This is a genomic window from Tabrizicola sp. T46 (assembly GCF_057219895.1).
Window position 1 is genome coordinate 981,586 of the sequence record NZ_JBXVVV010000002.1, and the last position, 17,780, is coordinate 999,365.

17 protein-coding genes and 1 tRNA gene are annotated in these 17,780 nt (G+C 66.7%); 3 read left to right on the top strand and 15 right to left on the bottom strand.

Features of this window, described 5'->3' with window-relative positions; all coding sequences use genetic code 11:
- Positions 1-79: 79 nt before the first annotated feature.
- Complete coding sequence (gene gltX / locus AC2D9V_RS12420; protein ID WP_484714379.1) at positions 80-1,495, bottom strand: glutamate--tRNA ligase; 1,416 nt, start codon at positions 1,493-1,495, stop codon at positions 80-82.
- 76 nt (positions 1,496-1,571) lie between these two features.
- Here gltX and AC2D9V_RS12425 point away from each other — a divergent pair, with 76 nt between their 5' ends.
- On the top strand, positions 1,572-3,695 hold the full coding sequence (locus tag AC2D9V_RS12425) for a ComEC/Rec2 family competence protein (protein WP_484714380.1): 2,124 nt from the start codon (positions 1,572-1,574) through the stop codon (positions 3,693-3,695).
- On the opposite strand, the gene lexA is transcribed toward AC2D9V_RS12425, so the two are convergent.
- The 14 genes from lexA to pdxH all read right to left on the bottom strand — a co-directional run bounded on the left by lexA (position 3,689) and on the right by pdxH (position 16,232).
- On the bottom strand, positions 3,689-4,375 hold the full coding sequence (gene lexA / locus AC2D9V_RS12430) for a transcriptional repressor LexA (RefSeq protein WP_484714381.1): 687 nt from the start codon (positions 4,373-4,375) through the stop codon (positions 3,689-3,691). The genes AC2D9V_RS12425 and lexA overlap by 7 nt on opposite strands.
- Before the next feature lie 80 nt (positions 4,376-4,455).
- A complete protein-coding gene (locus AC2D9V_RS12435; protein ID WP_484714498.1) occupies positions 4,456-5,625 on the bottom strand; it encodes a molybdopterin molybdotransferase MoeA in 1,170 nt (389 codons plus the stop codon).
- 11 nt (positions 5,626-5,636) lie between these two features.
- Positions 5,637-6,113 (bottom strand): cyclic pyranopterin monophosphate synthase MoaC, encoded by a 477-nt coding sequence (gene moaC / locus AC2D9V_RS12440; RefSeq protein ID WP_484714382.1) that lies wholly within the window; start codon positions 6,111-6,113, stop codon positions 5,637-5,639.
- Positions 6,110-6,922: an indole-3-glycerol phosphate synthase TrpC gene (trpC, locus tag AC2D9V_RS12445; RefSeq protein ID WP_484714383.1), complete on the bottom strand. Its 813-nt coding sequence runs from the start codon at positions 6,920-6,922 to the stop codon at positions 6,110-6,112. The genes moaC and trpC overlap by 4 nt, the downstream gene beginning before the upstream one ends.
- Positions 6,923-6,941: 19 nt before the next feature.
- Complete coding sequence (gene trpD / locus AC2D9V_RS12450; RefSeq protein ID WP_484714384.1) at positions 6,942-7,955, bottom strand: anthranilate phosphoribosyltransferase; 1,014 nt, start codon at positions 7,953-7,955, stop codon at positions 6,942-6,944.
- On the bottom strand, positions 7,952-8,551 hold the full coding sequence (locus AC2D9V_RS12455; RefSeq protein WP_484714385.1) for an aminodeoxychorismate/anthranilate synthase component II: 600 nt from the start codon (positions 8,549-8,551) through the stop codon (positions 7,952-7,954). The genes trpD and AC2D9V_RS12455 overlap by 4 nt, the downstream gene beginning before the upstream one ends.
- A gap of 277 nt (positions 8,552-8,828) precedes the next feature.
- Positions 8,829-10,301, bottom strand: coding sequence for a mannose-1-phosphate guanylyltransferase/mannose-6-phosphate isomerase (locus AC2D9V_RS12460; RefSeq protein WP_484714386.1), 1,473 nt, complete (start codon positions 10,299-10,301; stop codon positions 8,829-8,831).
- 203 nt (positions 10,302-10,504) lie between these two features.
- The gene (tdh, locus tag AC2D9V_RS12465) at positions 10,505-11,551 is read right to left on the bottom strand and encodes an L-threonine 3-dehydrogenase (protein ID WP_484714387.1); all 1,047 of its coding nucleotides are present in this window, start codon (positions 11,549-11,551) and stop codon (positions 10,505-10,507) included.
- Positions 11,548-12,738 carry a glycine C-acetyltransferase gene (locus AC2D9V_RS12470; protein WP_484714388.1) on the bottom strand — a complete coding sequence of 397 codons (1,191 nt, stop codon included), beginning with the start codon at positions 12,736-12,738 and terminating at the stop codon, positions 11,548-11,550. The genes tdh and AC2D9V_RS12470 overlap by 4 nt, the downstream gene beginning before the upstream one ends.
- Before the next feature lie 126 nt (positions 12,739-12,864).
- Positions 12,865-14,271 (bottom strand): protein adenylyltransferase SelO, encoded by a 1,407-nt coding sequence (locus tag AC2D9V_RS12475; RefSeq protein WP_484714389.1) that lies wholly within the window; start codon positions 14,269-14,271, stop codon positions 12,865-12,867.
- A 106-nt stretch (positions 14,272-14,377) separates the two neighbouring features.
- Positions 14,378-14,454: transfer RNA gene (locus tag AC2D9V_RS12480), tRNA-Pro, on the bottom strand.
- Positions 14,455-14,495: 41 nt separating this feature from the next.
- Positions 14,496-14,996, bottom strand: coding sequence for a DUF192 domain-containing protein (locus tag AC2D9V_RS12485; RefSeq protein ID WP_484714390.1), 501 nt, complete (start codon positions 14,994-14,996; stop codon positions 14,496-14,498).
- Positions 14,966-15,499 (bottom strand): cold-shock protein, encoded by a 534-nt coding sequence (locus AC2D9V_RS12490; RefSeq protein ID WP_484714391.1) that lies wholly within the window; start codon positions 15,497-15,499, stop codon positions 14,966-14,968. The genes AC2D9V_RS12485 and AC2D9V_RS12490 overlap by 31 nt, the downstream gene beginning before the upstream one ends.
- Before the next feature lie 115 nt (positions 15,500-15,614).
- Positions 15,615-16,232, bottom strand: a complete 618-nt coding sequence (pdxH, locus tag AC2D9V_RS12495; RefSeq protein WP_484714392.1) for a pyridoxamine 5'-phosphate oxidase — start codon at positions 16,230-16,232, stop codon at positions 15,615-15,617.
- Between the two features lie 100 nt (positions 16,233-16,332).
- Between pdxH and fabI the strand changes: the two genes are divergently transcribed.
- Positions 16,333-17,163, top strand: a complete 831-nt coding sequence (gene fabI, locus AC2D9V_RS12500) for an enoyl-ACP reductase FabI (protein ID WP_484714393.1) — start codon at positions 16,333-16,335, stop codon at positions 17,161-17,163.
- The gene (locus AC2D9V_RS12505; protein WP_484714394.1) at positions 17,160-17,774 is read left to right on the top strand and encodes a LysE family translocator; all 615 of its coding nucleotides are present in this window, start codon (positions 17,160-17,162) and stop codon (positions 17,772-17,774) included. Before fabI ends, AC2D9V_RS12505 begins: the two co-directional genes overlap by 4 nt.
- Positions 17,775-17,780: the final 6 nt, after the last annotated feature.

A 17,780-nucleotide genomic window follows, 5' to 3' on the forward strand; every position in this document is an offset into this window, starting at 1 on the left:
GGCGGCGCGTCCCTGGCAGGGGCGCACCGTGGCTATCCTTGCACCCCGACGGGGCGGCTTCAAGGCCGGGGGCGGAGGGTCAGCCCGCCGCGTCCGCCAGCCTGGCAACGGTCTCGTCCCGACCGATGACCAGCATCATGTCGTAGACGCTTGGTGTAACGCTTTTGCCAGCGATGGCTGCCCGCAAGGGGGCGGCCAGCTTGCCGAAGCCCAGGCCATGTTCGGCCGCCGCTTCGGTCAGGATCGGTTCAAGCGCCTCTTTTGTCCAGCTAGCACTTTGCAGGCGCGGCGTCAACGATTTCAGTATACCACGGGATACCGTATCCAGCGCCTCGGCGGCCTTGGCATCCGGCACCACGGGGCGCGAGATCATCAGGAATGAAGCCTTTTCAAGAAGTTCCGGGAATGTCTTCGCAGATTTCTTGAGGAAGGTCAGGGCCTCCCGCATTCGCTGTTCTTGCACCGGAGTCAAGGCAGGCAGGCCCGCAGCCGTCAGGAAAGCCTGCAATTCATGCAGCAGCGCAGCATCATCGGCCATCGCCATATGATGCCCGCAGGTGTTTTCCAGCTTCTTGAAGTCCAGCCGGGCCGGGGCGCGACCGATTCCCTTCAAGTCGAACATCTGCATCGCCTCGTCCGAGGTGAAAATCTCGGCATCGCCATGCGCCCAGCCAAGACGCGTCAGGTAGTTCCGCATCCCCGCCGCCGGGTAGCCCATGGCCTGGTATTCCTCGACCCCGGTCGCCCCGTGGCGCTTGGACAGCTTCTTGCCGTCCGGCCCGTGGATCAGCGGGATATGGGCCCAGACCGGCACCTGCCAGCCCATCGCGTCATAGACCATCTGCTGGCGGGCGGCGTTGTTCAGGTGGTCGTCGCCCCGGATCACATGGGTCACGCCCATGTCGTGGTCATCGACCACCACGGCCAGCATGTAGACCGGCGTGCCGTCACTGCGTAGGACAATCATGTCGTCCAGCGTCTCGTTCCTGATGACGACGCGGCCTTGCACCTGATCCTCGATCACCGTCTCACCCGTGCGCGGGGCCTTCATGCGGATCGCATAGGGCGTGTCGGGGTAGGTGGACGGATCGGCATCGCGCCATGGGCTTTGGAAAACGGCATAACTAGCCCCCTCGGCCTCGCGCGCGGCGCGGTAGGCCTCGATTTCTTCCTTGGTGGAAAAGCACTTGTAGGCCGTTCCTCGCGCCAGCATCTCGCGCGCGACCTCGGCATGGCGGTCACGCCGTTCGAACTGGCTGACGACATCGCCATCCCAGTCAAGGCCAAGCCAGGTCAGGCCCCGCAGGATTGCCGCCGTCGCCTCGGGCGTGGAGCGCTCGCGGTCGGTATCCTCGATCCGAAGGAGGAACTTACCCCCCCGGCCCCGTGCGTAAAGCCAGTTGAAGAGTGCGGTCCTGCCGCCACCGATGTGCAGGTAGCCGGTGGGCGAGGGCGCAAAGCGGGTGACCACGGGGGCGGGCGTGGCAGATGTCATCGAAGTTAACCTTTCGGAAACCATGGCAGGTCTAGGCTTGCCCCCGCGTTTAGGCAATCGCAGGGTGGGTGACAAGGTGGCGCCCCTTCAGACCGTGGTTCCCCTGGTCCTGCGGCCCCTGCAGGTGCTGCAGGCGGCACGCGGCGGGCTTTTCCCCTGGATTGCGGTGCTGGTGGGAACCGGCGTGGGCATCTGGTTCGCCGTGGACCGTGAACCAGGCGCCGGCAGCTACGCGCTGGCCGCGCTGATCCTGATGATCGGCCTTGCTTTGGCTGCCCGGGGGCCAGAGCTTGGCCGTCCCTTGGCGCTTGCACTGGCGGCCTTGGCCGCGGGCTGGCTTGCGGCCGGAATCCGCGCCCAGTCGGTGGCGGCACCGATGCTCGACTTTCGCTACTACGGCCCGGTCGAAGGGAGGATCGTCGGCATCGACCGCTCCCACTCCGATGCCCTGCGGTTGACGCTGGACCGGGTGACCCTGCGTGAGGTGCCGCCGGACCGCACGCCCGAGAGGGTGCGCGTCTCGCTTCAGGGCGATCAACCCTGGCTGGACCCGGTGCCGGGACAGGTGGTGATCCTGACCGCCAGCCTTGCCGCGCCGGAAGGCCCGGTGGAACCCAGCGGCTTCGACTTTCGCCGCATGGCCTTTTTCGACCGGTTGGGGGCCGTCGGCTATACCCGCACCCCCGTTCTCTTGCTTGAGGAACCAGCCGAGGGTGCGCGCCCGATCGACCGGCTGCGCCGCCACCTGACCGCAGGGATGCTTTCGCATATGGAGGGGCAGGCGGGCGCTTTCGCGGCAGGGGCGATGACCGGCGACCGTTCGGCCATCACCGAAGAGACGGTGAAGGCGCTTCGCGACAGTTCGCTTGCGCATCTTCTGGCGATCTCGGGGATGAACATGGCGTTCCTGACCGCCTTCGTCTTCGCGCTTCTGCGCTATGGGCTTGCGCTGATCCCTTACGTCGCCCTGCGGGTGAACACGAAGAAGGTCGCGGCAGTGGTCAGCCTTGGCGTGGCGCTCTTCTACCTGCTTCTGTCTGGCGCGAATGTGGCGACGGAGCGGGCCTTCATCATGATCGCGGTCTTTCTGGGCGCGGTGCTTCTTGACCGGCGGGCGCTGACGCTGCGGTCGGTCGCGGTGGCGGCGCTGGTGATCCTGCTAACCAAGCCCGAAAGCCTTCTGGAGCCGGGGTTCCAGATGTCCTTTGCCGCCACGATCGCGCTGATAGCCGGGTTCGCGGCGCTGGACCGCGGGATCTACCGCGAGAAGCTGCCCCGCTGGGCGATGCCGGTCTTCACGCTGGTGGCAAGTTCCGTCATCGCGGGCTTTGCGACCGCTCCTTACGCGGCGGCGCATTTCAACCGGTTCGCGGACTATGGGCTTCTGGCGAACCTGATGACCGTGCCGGTCATGGGCGCGGTCATCATGCCGATGGGGGCGCTGGCGGCGCTGCTGGCGCCCCTTGGTCTTGCCGCGTTGCCCCTTTGGGTGATGGAGCAGGGTGCGCGCTGGATCCTTTTCGTCGCGCACTGGATTGCGGGGCTGGAAGGGTCCGTCACCGCGATCCCGGAGCCGGGGCCATGGGTGCTGCCGGTCCTGACGCTGGGGGCGGTCTGGGCGGTGCTGTGGCAGGGGCGGGTCAGGGCGCTTGGCCTTGTCCCGGTTGCTGCGGCCTTCCTGCTTTGGGCGGGGGCAGAGCGGCCGGACCTTCTGATTTCGGGCGATGGCAAGCTTCTGGGGCTCTCCGGGCCGGAGGGCAGGGTGCTGAGTGCGGCCCGCGGAGGTGGCTTTGCCGCCGAGACCTGGCTGGAGAATGACGGCGATCTTGCCGGGCAGAAGCTTGCCGCTGCCCGGGCGGGGTTCACCGGGCCGAAGGGCGAACGCTGGTTCCAGTTGAACGGCGTTTCGGCGGTGGCGCTGAGCGGGAAGGATGGCACGGCCAAGCTTGCGGCGACCTGCGCGACCGCCGGGCTGGTGATCCTGGCCGACTGGGCCGAGGACGCGCCGAAGGACTGCACGCTGATCGACCGCAAGGTGCTGGCCGGAACGGGGCCGCTGGCCGTCTGGACGGATGGCGGGCAGTTGCGGGTCGAACCGACGCGCACCGGGAGCCGTCTATGGTCACCGCCCCACCGCCGCGTTAACCTGCCGGAGATGCCTGCCGGCGTGTCGGCAAAGCAGTTGGCGGCAGGTCAGTAGCTGCGGATCAGCCCGACAAGGCGGCCCTGCACTTTCACGAGGTGATCGGGGAACACCCGCGTTTCATAGGCGGGGTTCGCGGCTTCAAGCGCGATCATGTTCCCACGGCGGCGGAAGCGCTTGAGCGTCGCCTCATGATCCTCGACCAGCGCCACGACGATATCGCCATTCTCGGCCGTCGTCTGTTCGCGGATCACCACGATGTCACCATCGTTGATCCCGGCTTCGATCATGGAATCGCCTTTGACCTCAAGGGCATAGTGCTGACCCTTGCCGGAAAGCATCGACCCCGGCACCGCCACGTGATGCGAAACCTCGGAGATCGCCTCGATCGGGACACCGGCGGCGATGCGGCCCATGACCGGCAGTTCCAGCGCATGCACGGACGAGACCGGCATCGCACCTTTCGGCGGATCGGCGCGGTCACCGGCGATGACGCGGGGGCTGAACCCGGGCTTTTCCATCGCATCGGGCAGCTTGATGATTTCCAGCGCGCGGGCGCGGTGGGCGAGGCGGCGGATGAACCCCCGTTCCTCCAGCGCGGTGATCAGCCGGTGGATCCCGGACTTGGACCGCAGGTCCAGTGCGTCCTTCATTTCGTCAAAGGACGGGGGAACGCCATCGCGGTCCATCCGGGTCTTGATGAAGTCCAGAAGTTCCAACTGCTTGCGTGTCAGCATGGACGCGTCTCCACATCGTGAGTTAACACAATGTTCTGCCCATGTTCCCGGTTTGTGTCAAGCGTTATCCACAAGGTCGGTCAAAGCGGCAGGTAGTTCACCGTGCTCCCCGCGACACGGGCGGGGTCGTTGACCGGGCGGATCAGCAGGGCGTCGGCCTGCCCAAGGATCGACAGCAGCGCCGAGTCCTGCCGGTCGAAGGGCGTGATCAGCGGCATTCCCTCGCCCGGGCCAAGGCGCGCCCGCATGTAATGCGCCCTGGGGCCGTTCGCGGTCAGGTCGACTGTCAGCTGTGCCTGCCGTGGCCGGGGGCGCGGGTCGGGGTCGCCAAGCATTGCCCGGACCATTGGCAGAAGGAAAAGATGCCCGCAGACGATGGCCGAGACCGGGTTTCCGGGCAGGCCCAGCATCGGCACGCCATTCAGCCTCCCCGCCATCAGGGGCTTGCCCGGGCGCAGCGCCAGCTTCCAGAAGCTGTGCTCCAGCCCCGCAGCCTTGCCCACAAGGTCATGGTCCCCGACCGAGGCCCCGCCGATGGTGACGATCAGGTCCACCCCTTCGGCGAGGCCAAGGACGGTGGCCAGTTCCGCCTCGGTGTCCCGGGCGATGGGCAGGAGGCGCGCCTTGCCCCCCTCGGCCTCGACCATCGCCTTCAGGGCAAAGCTGTTCGAGGCGACGATCTGGTCGGGGCGCGGGTCTTCGCCCGGCATCACGAGTTCATCCCCGGTGGCGATGATCGCTACCACGGGCTTTCGGGTACAGGGCACCTCGGCCAGGTTCATCGCGGCCAGAAGGGCAAGGTCTGCCGGGCGCAGGCGGCGCGGGCCAAGGCTGTCGCCGATCCGGAAGTCCTGTCCCTGCGGGCGGATATGCGTGGCGGCATCGATGCCGGGCTTGACGGTGATCGCGTCGCCGTCGCGCGTCACATCCTCCTGGATCACCACGCGCGTCGCCCCCTCCGGCACCGGCGCGCCGGTGAAGATGCGGACCGCCTGACCGGGGCCGAAGCGGCCCGTAAAGGCATGGCCGGCCCCTGCCTCGCCGATCACGGACAAGCGGTCACCGGGGGCGGGGTCGCCCTGCACCGCATAGCCATCCATCGCCGAGGCGGCAAAGGGCGGCTGGTCGCGCCGGGCGGTGGCGGGCTGGCACATCCACCGGCCAGCTGCGTCAGCCAGTGGCACGGGTTCGGCCGGAAGCGGAGCGGCAAGAGCAAGGCAGCGCGCCATCGCCTCTTCGACCGAGATCATCGCCCCGGGCGTCATCGCGCCTCGTACCGGCCCGACTTGCCGCCGTCCTTCAGGACAAGGCGGATGCCCTCGATCACCATCGCCTTCTCGACCGCCTTGACCATGTCATAGACCGTCAGTGCGGCGACCGAGACGGCCGTCAGCGCCTCCATCTCCACCCCGGTCTGGCCAGAGGTCTTGACGGTCGCCTCGATCCGCACGCCCGGAAGGGCAGGGTCCGGTGTCAGCTCGACCGCAACCTTGGTGACCGGCAGCGGATGGCAGAGGGGGATGAGGTCGGCGGTCTTCTTCGCCGCCATGATCCCCGCCAGACGGGCCACGGCAAGGACATCGCCCTTCTTCGCCCTGCCTTCGTTGATCAGCGCGAGCGTTTCCGCCGACATCCGCACAGAGCCCGCGGCAACCGCGACCCGGTCGGTCATGGGCTTGGCCGAGACATCGACCATATGCGCCTGGCCCTTGTCGTCGAAATGGGACAGGCCGCTCATACCCCGCCCTGCGCGGTCAGGGGGCGGGCAAGGATCGCCTTTGTCGCGGCGGTCACGTCGGGCTGGCGCATCAGGCTTTCGCCGATGAGGAAGCAGCGCGCGCCGTACTGGGCAAGGTCGGCAAGGTCGGCCGGGGTGTAAAGCCCGCTTTCCGCGACGATCAGGCGGTCCTCGGGCACCCGGCGGGCCAGCTTGCGGGTCGTGTCGAGCGACACCTCGAAGGTGTGGAGGTTCCGGTTGTTGATGCCGATCAGCCGCGACTTCAGCCGGGCCGCGCGGTCAAGTTCGGCCTCGTCATGGACCTCGATCAGCACGTCCATCCCAAGCTCGATCGCCGCATCCTCAAGCTCCACGGCTTGCGCGTCGTCCAGCGAAGCCATGATCAGAAGGATGCAGTCGGCATGGAGCGCCCGGGACTGGGTGACCTGCCAGGGATCGTAAAGGAAATCCTTCCTGAGGCAGGGCAGCGCCACGGCGGCGCGCGCTGCGACCAGAAAGCTGTTGTCGCCCTGAAAGCTGGGGCCGTCGGTCAGGACGGAAAGGCAGGTCGCGCCGCCATCCTCATAGGCCTTGGCCAGCGCCGGGGGGTCGAAGTCGGCGCGGATCAGGCCTTTCGAAGGGCTTGCCTTCTTGATCTCGGCGATGAGGCCATAGCCGGTTGCCGCATCCTCGGTCAGCGCCTTGGCAAAGCCGCGCGGAGGGGGGGCCTCTTTCGCCGCGGCGGTCAGGTCGGAAAGCTTGGTGGCGGCCTTGGCGCGCGCCACTTCCTCCAGCTTGTAGGCCTTGATGCGGTCAAGGATCGTGGACATGGGACTCTCCTGGGACCTCTCAGGCGTTCGTTAGCCGGCGCAGCGCGTCGACCTTGGCTTTCGCTTTGCCCGCATCGATCGCCTCGCGGGCCAACGCCACGCCTTCGCGCAGGGTTCCCGCCCGGTCGGCCACGACCAGCGCGGCAGCGGCGTTCAGAAGGACGGCGTCGCGGTAGGCCCCGGTCGCCCCGTCAAGAAGCGCACGGAAGGCGGCGCCGTTCTCGGCCGGCGTGCCGCCAAGGATCGCCTCGAACGGGTGGGGCGCAAGGCCCGCGTCTTCGGGATGGACGGTGAAGTCGCGCACCCGGCCGCCCTCGACCGCCGAGACTGACGTCTCGCCGCAGATCGAGATCTCGTCGGTCCCGTCCGCGCCATGCACGAGCCAGGCCTTCTCGCTGCCAAGGGCAAGCAGCGTCTCGGCCATCGGGCGGATGAGGCTTGCCGAAAAGGCCCCGGTCAGCTGGCGCTTCACCCCGGCGGGGTTGGTCAGCGGGCCCAGGATGTTGAAGATCGTCCGCGTCCCAAGCTCGGCCCGGACGGGCATCACATGGCGGATCGCGGGGTGATGCATGGGGGCCATCATGAAGCCGATCCCGGCCTCGGCCAGGCAGCGTTCCACGACCTCGGGCCCGACCATCACGTTCAGGCCCATTTCGGTCAGCGCATCGGCGGCCCCCGACCTTGACGAAAGGTTTCGGTTGCCGTGCTTGGCCACCGTGACGCCTGCTCCCGCTACGACAAAGGCGGTCGCGGTCGAGATGTTCAGCGTGCCTTTCCCGTCGCCGCCGGTGCCGACGATGTCCATCGCACCTTCGGGGGCCTTCACCGGGTTGCACTTCGCGCGCATCACCGATGCGGCGGCGGCGTATTCATCCACCGTCTCGCCACGGGTGCGCAGCGCCATCAGGAAGCCGCCCATCTGGGCCGGTGTGCCCTGGCCTTCGAAAAGCGCATCGAAGGCGGCCACTGCCTCGTCCCGCGTGAGGGGACGGGTGGCGGCGACGCCGATCAGGGGTTTCAGGACCTCGCTCATGCCGGGACCGCAGAACGGTTTGTGGCGCGGGCCTCGTCAAGGAAGTTCCGCAAAAGCTGGTGGCCGTGTTCCGAGGCGATGCTTTCCGGGTGGAACTGCACGCCCTCGATCAGGTGCTTCTTGTGCCGAAGGCCCATGATCGTGCCGTCCTCGAGCCAGGCAGTCACTTCCAGTTCCGCCGGCAGGCTTTCCTTCTCGACGACGAGGCTGTGGTAGCGCGTCGCCTGGAAGGGCGAGGGCAGGCCGCGGAAGACGCCCTTTCCGGCATGATGCATCGTGCCCATCTTGCCGTGGACGATCTCGTGGCAGCGGATGACCTTGCCGCCGAAGGCCTCGCCGATGGTCTGGTGGCCAAGGCAAACGCCCAGAAGGGGTATGCCGGCAGTCGCGGCGGCGCGGGTCAGGGGAAGGCAGATGCCGGCGGCGGCGGGGTCGCAGGGGCCGGGGGAAAGGACGATCACCTCGGGCCGCATGGCGACCACCTCCTGCACCTCAAGCGCGTCGTTGCGCTTGACGACGACCTCGGCCCCAAGCTCGCCCAGGTAGTGGACGAGGTTGTAGGTAAAGCTGTCGTAGTTGTCGATCAGAAGAAGCATGGACGTCACCCGGGGCCGCTACCGGCTGGTTATCGCCGATGCCGGGGGCGGTGTAAACCGGGGGCGTCGCGGGGTAGCCGCGGTGGCGGACGGTGCCGTCCAAGCGAAATCAAGGGGTTGCCCTCGCGCTTTAAGATTTGCCATATCGTGAAAGGTAGGACCTTTCGCCTGTCCGGGACGCACGATCCTTCTGCGGGATCGAAGTCGGGCGGCTCTCGCAGACTTCGGCCGGGTGAAGGTGACCGATCCTTCGCAGAAGGATCGTCCGCGCTGCCGGTCAGGTCCGGGCGTAGCGGTCGTCGTAGCGGATGATGTCATCCTCGCCCAGGTAGGCGCCGGTCTGAACCTCGATCAGTTCCACTGGCAGGTGGCCGGGGTTTTCCAGGCGGTGCATCTCGCCCAAGGGGACGTAGATCGACTGGTTTTCCGCTACGAGGCTGATCCGGTTGCCCACCGTCACCCGCGCGGTGCCCTGCACCACGACCCAATGCTCGGACCGGTGGAGATGCGACTGCAATGACAGTGCGGCGCCTGGATCCACATGGATGCGCTTGACCTGGAAGCGGGAGCCCGCGCCGATCGTCTCGTACCACCCCCAGGGCCGGTGGTCGCGCGCGAAGGCCGTCGCCTGCGGCGCGCCGCGCGCCTTCAGCGTCTCGACCGCAAGGCGCACCAACTGGGCCGAGCCCTTGTCCGCCACCAGCACCGCATCGCGCGTGGCGACGGCGACGATGTTGGTCAGGCCGATCCCAACCAGTTCCACCCCGTCATGGTCGGACCGCAGGAAAGTATTCCGGCAACCGATCGCCGCCGCATGGCCCATGCTTGCATTGCCCTCCGGGTCATGGTCCACCTCGTCGAAGACGGCAGCCCAGGACCCGAGGTCGGTCCACTGGCCATCGTAGCGGACGACCGACAAAAGCCCAGACCGTTCCATGATCGCATGGTCAAGCGACAGGGCCTCGGTCATCGCCCAGGCAGCGGCGGAAAGTCGGACAAAGCCAAGGTCGAGCCTCGCCCCCGCCAGCGCCTCACGCGCGGCAGCAAGCGTTGCGGGCGCATGACGGGCCGCTTCGGCAATCAGCACATCGGCCCGCGTGAGGAAGATGCCCGCGTTCCAAAGGCAGTCCGGGCTGGCGAAAAGCGTGGCCGCAACCTCGGCGTCCGGCTTTTCGATGAACCGCTCCAGCCGCTCGACCCCCGGATGGCTGGGCGCGCCGCAGTCAAGCCAGCCATAGCCGGTTTCGGCATGGGTCGGGCTTATGCCAAAGGTCACGATCCGCCCCTCACGCGCCGCCAGCGTCCCCCGGTCCACCGCCGTCCGGAAGGCGACAGGGTCGTCGATCAGCTGGTCGGTCGGCACGATCAGCATCAGTGCCTCGGGTTCGACCAGCGCGAGCATCAGCGCGGCGGCGATGGCGGCGGGCGCGGTATTCCGCGCATCGGGTTCGATCATCAGGGCCTGGGGCTGAAGCCCGGCCTTGCCCAGCTGTTCGGCAACGATGAAGCGGAAATCCTCGGCCGTGAGGACAAGGGGCGAGGCAAAGCCCGGCGCGTCGAACCGACGCGCGGCGGTCTGGAACAGGCTTTCCTCACCGAAGAGGGGTGCGAACTGCTTGGGGAACCGCGCCCGTGACACGGGCCAAAGCCGCGTGCCCGACCCGCCCGCAAGGAGCACAGGCGTGACCAGCCCTGCGCCGACCCGCCCGCACCGGATCATGCCGCTGTCTTCGTGGAGGCTGCCGTCCATGATGCCCTCACCTGACCCTGGGTCAGACTGGGGTAGAAAAGGTTACCAAAGGGTAAAGAAATCAGGGAAGGAACTGCCTGAAGGCTGGATTTTTCCCATGAGATTCAAGGCTCTGCGTGCTGTTGCCTGGCCTTCGGACACGCGGCCCGGCACTACCTACGGTGGTTGATCATGTCACAACCGCAAGTGGTTGCGCATACTCTTCAGGTCCAGTCCAGCACGACCTTGCCAGAAAGGCCCGAGCGCATGGCGGCGAAGCCGTCCTGGAACTCGTTCACCTTGAACCGGTGGGTGATCACGCGGCGGATATCGAGGCCGTTTTCCAGCATGGCGATCATCTTGTACCAGGTCTCGAAGATCTCGCGGCCGTAGACGCCCTTGATGGTGATGGCCTTGAAGACGATGCGGCTCCAGTCCACAGGCGACTTCCCCGGCGGGATGCCCAGCATCGCGATGCGGCCGCCCATCACCATATGCTCGACCATCTGGTCAAGGGCCTGCTGGGAGCCGGACATTTCCATCCCCACGTCAAAGCCCTGGGTCATCTTGAGGGTGGGGTAGACCGACCGGAGGTCGGTGGTGGCGACGTTCACGGGGACGACGTCGGCGACCTGCCCTGCGAGGTCAAGCCGCGCCTGATTGATGTCGGTGATCACGACATGCCGCGCCCCGACATGCCGGGCGACGGCGGCTGCCATGATGCCGATGGGACCGGCGCCGGTGATCAGGACGTCCTCGCCCACAAGGTCGAAACTGAGCGCGGTGTGGACGGCATTGCCAAGCGGGTCGAGGATCGCCCCGATCTCGTCATCGATCGCATCGGGCAGGGGGACCACGTTGAAGGCCGGAAGGCGCAGATACTGGGCGAAGGCGCCCGGTTCGTTGACGCCGATCCCGCGCGTCTCGGGGTCGAGGTGGAACTTCCCCGACCGGCTCTGGCGCGAGGTCTTGCCGATCAGGTGGCCCTCGCCCGAGCAGCGCTGGCCAATGCTCAGCCCCTCGACGTTGCGGCCCTTGTCGACGATGATGCCTGCGAATTCATGTCCGGTGACAAGGGGCACCGGCACCGTCTTCTGCGCCCAGTCGTCCCAGTTCCAGATGTGGATGTCGGTGCCGCAGATGCCGGTCTTGTGGATCTTGATTAGCACGTCGTCGGGGCCGATCTCGGGGACCGGGCGGGTTTCCATCCAGAGTCCGGGCGCAGGATGCGACTTGGCGAGGACCGTCATTTCGTTCGGGCGTTCGGTCATGTCAGGACTCCGGTGGCTTTTCCGGCTGCAGTAAAGGCGTCGAGGGCGAAGTCGAGGTCCGCGCGGGTCAGGGCCGCGTTCATCTGGGTGCGGATGCGGGCCTGGCCCTTGGGCACGACGGGAAAGAAGAACGGCGCGACATGGACGCCCCGGACGTAAAGGTCGGCAGCCATCGCCTGTGCGAGCTTCGCTTCGCCCAGCATGACGGGAACGATGGGGTGGGTGCCCGGCAAAAGGGTGAAGCCAGCGGCGGTCAATCCCGCGCGCCAGTGGTTCGCATTGGCGGTCAGCCGCGCGCGGAGGTCGTCGGCCGCCTCGACGATATCAAGCGCGGCCAATGCGGCGCCGACGACGGCGGGGGGCAGAGCGTTGGAGAAAAGATAGGGCCGCGCACGCTGGCGCAGAAGGTCGATCACCGGCTGAGGCCCGGCGATGTAGCCGCCCAAGGCTCCGCCCAGCGCCTTGCCGAGGGTGCCGGTCAGGATGTCGACCTGCACCCCCGCCCGCGCCGGGGTGCCTGCGCCCTTGGGGCCGGTAAAGCCCGTGGCGTGGCAATCGTCAACCATCACAAGCGCGCCGTAAGTATCTGCCAGGGCACGGATTTCCGGCAGATTCGCGTAGTAGCCGTCCATCGAGAAGACGCCGTCCGTCGCGATCATGACGAACCGTGCCCCATCGGCACGGGCCTGTTTCAGCTGCGCCTCAAGGTCGGACATGTCGGAATTCGCATAGCGGTAGCGCCGCGCCTTGCAGAGGCGGATGCCGTCGATGATGCTCGCATGGTTCAAGGCATCCGAGATCACCGCATCCTCGGGGCCGAGAAGCGGCTCGAACAGCCCGCCGTTGGCATCGAAACAGGCGGCGAAGAGGATGCTGTCGTCCTGACCCAGATAACCGGCCAGCCGGGCTTCCAGTTGGCGGTGCAGGTCCTGCGTGCCGCAGATGAAGCGGACCGAGGCCATGCCGAACCCGTGGTCGTCCATTGCGGCCTTCGCGGCCGCGATCAGGCGCGGATCGTCGGCAAGGCCAAGGTAGTTGTTGGCGCAGAGGTTCAGCATCTGCCGCCCGGCGATCTTCATATGCGCGCCTTGGGCACCCGTGATCAGGCGCTCGCGCTTCATCAGGCCGTCGGCATCGATCGCGGCTAGGGTCGCAGTGATGTGCTCCAGGAAGGCGGGGTTGGTCATGCAGACCTCATGTGGCGTCGCAGGACATTGAAGCGGAAGGTGGAAAGCGTCAATGACCGGGGCTCGTCGTCGCCTTCGGCGCTCCTCGCTGGCGACGAGATGCCGAAGGCGCACGAGGAGCGCCGGTCAGGTCCCGCAGAAGGTAACGTATTGGCCAAAGCCGGACGGGGCGGGCAGCATGTAGGCCTCGGCCTCGGCAAAGGGCTGCCGGATCGCGGCGAGAAGCGCGTCGAAGGGCGCCATGTCGCCCGTCGTCGCGGCAGTGAGCGCCTCTTCGACCTTGTGGTTGCGCGGGATCACGGCGGGGTTCGCGGCGGCGATCCTATCGGCGGCACCAGCCCCTGCGCGCGCCCGCCAGCGGGGCAGCCAGTCGGCCATCCGGCTGAAATCGTCAAAGAGCGGGCGAAGCGCGCCTTCGTCGGCGAGCCGGCGGAAGGTCAGCGTCCAGTCCGCCCCCTCCATCGCCACGAGAAGATCGTCGGCGAGAGCCGCATCTCCCTCCTCCTCGCCGACGAGTCCCAGCTTGCGGCGCATCACTGCCAGCCATTCTTCTTGGTAGCGCCCGGCGATCCCAGCAAGCCGCGCATTGGCAAGGTCCACCGCGCGGTCCGCGTCCGCGTCGAGGAGCGGCACCAGCGCTTCGGCCAGCCGGGCCAGGTTCCAGCCCAGGATCAGCGGCTGGTTGGCATAGGCATAGCGCCCCTGATGGTCGATCGAGGAAAAGACCGTGCCGGGCGCATAGCCTTCCATGAAGGCGCAGGGACCATAGTCGATCGTCTCGCCCGAAATCGCCATGTTGTCGGTGTTCATCACCCCGTGGATGAAGCCGAGCCCCATCCATTCGGCGATGAGCCGCGCCTGCCGGGCGATGACCGCGTCAAGGAAGGCAAGGTAGGGCGCCTCGGTGCCGGCGAGGGTGGGGTAATGCCGGGCAATGGCGTAATCCGCCAGCCGCCGGACCTGCGCCTGGTCGCCCCGGGCAGAGAAGAACTGGAAGGTGCCGACGCGCAGGTGACTGGCCGCGACACGGGCGAGGACGGCACCCGGCAGCTTCGTTTCGCGCCAGACCTCCTCGCCCGTGGCCACGACGGCCAGGGCGCGGGTCGTTGGCACCCCCATCGCGGCCATGAATTCCGAGATCAGCACCTCGCGCAGCATCGGGCCCACGGCGGCCTTGCCGTCGCCCCCGCGCGAAAAGGGCGTGCGGCCCGATCCTTTCAGCTGGATGTCGAAGCGTCGGCCATCCGGGGCGACGCTTTCACCCAGAAGATGCGCGCGCCCGTCGCCCAGCTGGGGCGAGAAACCGCCGAACTGGTGCCCGGCATAGGCCTGCGCGATCGGATCGGCCCCGGGCGGCAGCGCCGCGCCGGAGAACCAGTCCCGCGCCTCGTCCTCGGAGATCGCAAGGCCAAGCTCGGCGGCAAGCGCGCGGTTCAGCATCAGAAGCCGCGGGGCAGGGGCCGGGTCCGGTGCCACGCGCAGATAGGTGCCGGGCAGGTCGCGGGCATAGGAATGATCGAAGGCGATGGTCATGGGTATACCCTTTGGTCATGGATATGGGCCCGCCCGCGGCCCGAAGCAAGCGGCGGCGGGAATGTCCAACCGCAGGATCAACCAGAATGGCGACGACCGGAGGTGATGGTCGGGGCGGAGGGATTCGAACTCTCGACCTACGGTACCCAAAACCGTCGCGCTACCAGACTGCGCTACGCCCCGACTGCGCTTCCCTTACCGGTATCGCGCGGCGAAGGAAAGCCTTAGCTGTCGCAGGGCCATGCCGCCGATGCCCCCACCGCGGGGTGGCGCAGTTCGGCGCCGGGGGCGATCCCCAGCCGGGCCGCAAGACCGCCATTGATCTCAAGGACGAAGACCACGTCCTCGCCGCCGTCGATCGGGGTTGTGTCGCCCGGGACCGCGTTGGCATGCACCCTGGTCACGGTGCCTGTCGCATCCGCGAAGATCATGTCCAGAGGAATGAGGGTGTCCTTCATCCAGAAGGAGGCACGGCGCGGGCTTTCATAGACGAAGAGCATGCCTGCCGCCGGATCAAGGCTTTCGCGGAACATCAGGCCTCGCGCCCGTTCCGCACCGTCATCTGCCACTTCGACCGAAAAACTCTCTGCCCCGCCGGACCACCGCACATCGACCCGGTCTGGGGCGCAGGCGGCTTCGGCCAGCACCGGGACGGGGGCGATCGAAAGGCCCAGACAGATCAGGAAGCCGCGGGTCATGCCGTGCCGCGCGATGCGACTTCCCATGACAGGACCTGAACCGCCATCCGGCCGCGGCGTCCCTCGACAATTCGCAGGGCAATGGCCTCTCCGGCAGTCAGATCGGCAAAGCCCGAGACCCGCAGCACCTCGGCATGGATGAAGACGTCCTCGCTGCGGCTGAAGACATTGGCAAAGCCGAAGCCCTTGCTCTTGTCGAACCATTTCACGCGCGCCGGTTCCAGTTCCAGCGACTGGATATCTGCGGCGATGACCTGCGCGGCCTCTTCTGCGAGCGGGAAGGTCACACCTTCCGGCGGGTCGATCCGAAGTACTTCGGCTGCCTGCACGCCGCGCAGTGTTCGTTGGACCCGTACGACGATCCCTGCGTTGTCCGCGACCGAACTCTGGCCGAAGTTTCGCAGTACGTTGGCGTGCAACAGGATGTCAGTATCGGTCTCATCGGATACAATGAACCCGAAACCCTTTGCCGGATCGAACCACTTAACGCGACCATGCACAGTCTGCATGACCTCAGTTTCTTCCGTCATCAGCAGAGCCTTCTCCCCAGAATGAGCCCTAATCGCGGCAGATGCTGGCATTCCGAAGGCAGCCGCAAGTGCGAATCCGCAACGGCAGACAGCTTCTTGACCAACTGTGTCAAAACTAGGGATAGAGACGCTGGGAAAACCAACTAATTTTGTTGGCATCGCGCGACCAGCGAAAACGATCGTGCAACCTGAAGTTACCGTCTGCCCAAAATTCGATCTCGACCGGGCGGATGCGGATGCCGCCCCAGAACGGCGGCCGGGGCGGATTCGGGCCCTTTGTGACGCCAACCTTTGCCGCTTCGGCCATCAGATGCTCGCGAGATGAAAGGGGCTGCGACTGCTGGCTGGCCCAGGCGCCCAGCCTCGATTTCAGGCTGCGGCTGGCAAAGTAGGCATCGGCCTGCGGGCCTTCCTCGCGGCTTGTCATTCCGCGCACCCGGATCTGGCGGCGCAGCGACTTCCAGTGCAGCACGAAGGCCGCCTTGCCCGAGGCCGCGATCTCCTGCCCCTTCGTTGATCCGTAGTTGGTGTAGAAGACGAAGGCGCCGTCGCCGTTTCCGTCGCTTTCGATCTCCTTCAGAAGCACCATCCGTACATTCGGCATCCCCTCGGTATCGACCGTCGCCAGCGCGATCGCATTGGGATCGTTCGGCTCGGTCTTCTCGGCCTCTTCCAGCCAGGCGCGGGCCAGAAGGAAGGGGTCGTCACCCGCAAAAATGCCGGTCCTGTCCATGGACTCTCTCCTTGGTTCATGCGGCGGGTCCCGCCTTGAAGCAGGGGAATACATCGCCTACACGTCGTGCACGGGGTCAAAGGTGGGCGAGGGGGCGGGAATGTCAACCGGACTGATGCAGGGCAAGCGCGGCCTGATCATGGGGCTTGCGAACGACAAGTCGATCGCTTGGGGCATCGCGCAGGCAATTGCGGGGCAGGGCGCGGAACTGGCCTTTTCCTATCAGGGCGAGGCCCTGAAGAAACGGGTCGAGCCGCTTGCAGCATCGCTTGGCACCCCGCTTCTCTTTGAGTGCGACGTGGCCAGCGACGATAGCATTGACGCGCTCTTCGCCGGGCTGAAGGCGCACTGGGGCCAGATCGACTTTCTCGTCCATGCCATCGGATTTGCCGACAAGAACGAGCTTCGCGGCCGCTATGTCGACACCAGCCGCGCGGGCTTTGCGCTTGCGATGGACATCTCGGTCTACAGCTTCACTGCCGTCTGCCAGCGGGCGGCGGCGATGATGGGTCCGGGGGGCAGCCTGCTGACCCTGACCTACTACGGCGCCGAAAAGGTTATGCCGCATTACAACGTGATGGGCGTGGCCAAGGCGGGGCTTGAGGCGTCGATCAAGTACCTGGCCGAAGACCTCGGCAAGGACGGCATCCGCGTCAATGCGATCTCAGCGGGCCCGATCAAGACGCTGGCGGCCTCTGGCATCGGCGACTTCCGTTACATCATGCGCTGGAACGAGCTGAACTCGCCCCTGCGCCGCAACGTGACGCAGGAAGAGGTTGGCAAGGCCGCGCTCTACCTTCTCTCCGATCTCGGGTCGGGGACTACGGGCGAGAACCTGCATGTCGACGCGGGCTATCATGTCGTGGGCATGAAGGCGATCGACGCGCCCGACATCGACATCGTGACGGGGAAGAAAGAGGGCGGACAGTGACCCTTGCGGCGCTCGCCACCGTCTGGTTCGTGCATCTCCTGGCCGCGGCCAGCCCCGGCCCCGCGATCCTGATGGCGGCGCGCACGGGCGTCACCCAGGGCTTCGTCACCGGCATGTGGCTGTCCTTCGGGATTGGCGTCGGCGCGCTCTTCTGGGCCCTGGCGGCGCTCTTCGGGATGGCGACGCTGTTCCACGTCGCCCCCTCGCTGCTCTGGGGTTTCAAGATCGCAGGCGGCCTTTTCCTGTGCTGGATCGCCTTTCAGATGTGGCGCCATGCGCCGGAGCCTCTTGAACTGCCGACCGGGGGCGTCACGCCGCGCAGCCCCTGGTCCGCCTTCCGGCTCGGTCTTTTCACGCAGCTCTCCAACCCCAAGCCGGCGGTCTTCTTCGGCGCGGTCTTCGTCAACACGATTCCCGCCGGGACCGGGCTGCCCTGGATCGCCCTGATCCTGGTTCTCGTCATGCTGAACGAACTCGCCTGCACCCTGATCGTCGCCCGCGCCTTCAGCCTCGACCGCCCGCGCCGGGCCTATCAGCGCTTCAAGCTTTACATCGACCGCAGCTTCGGGGGCATCCTCGCGGCTCTGGGGATCAAGATCGCCACTACCTGAGGGGAG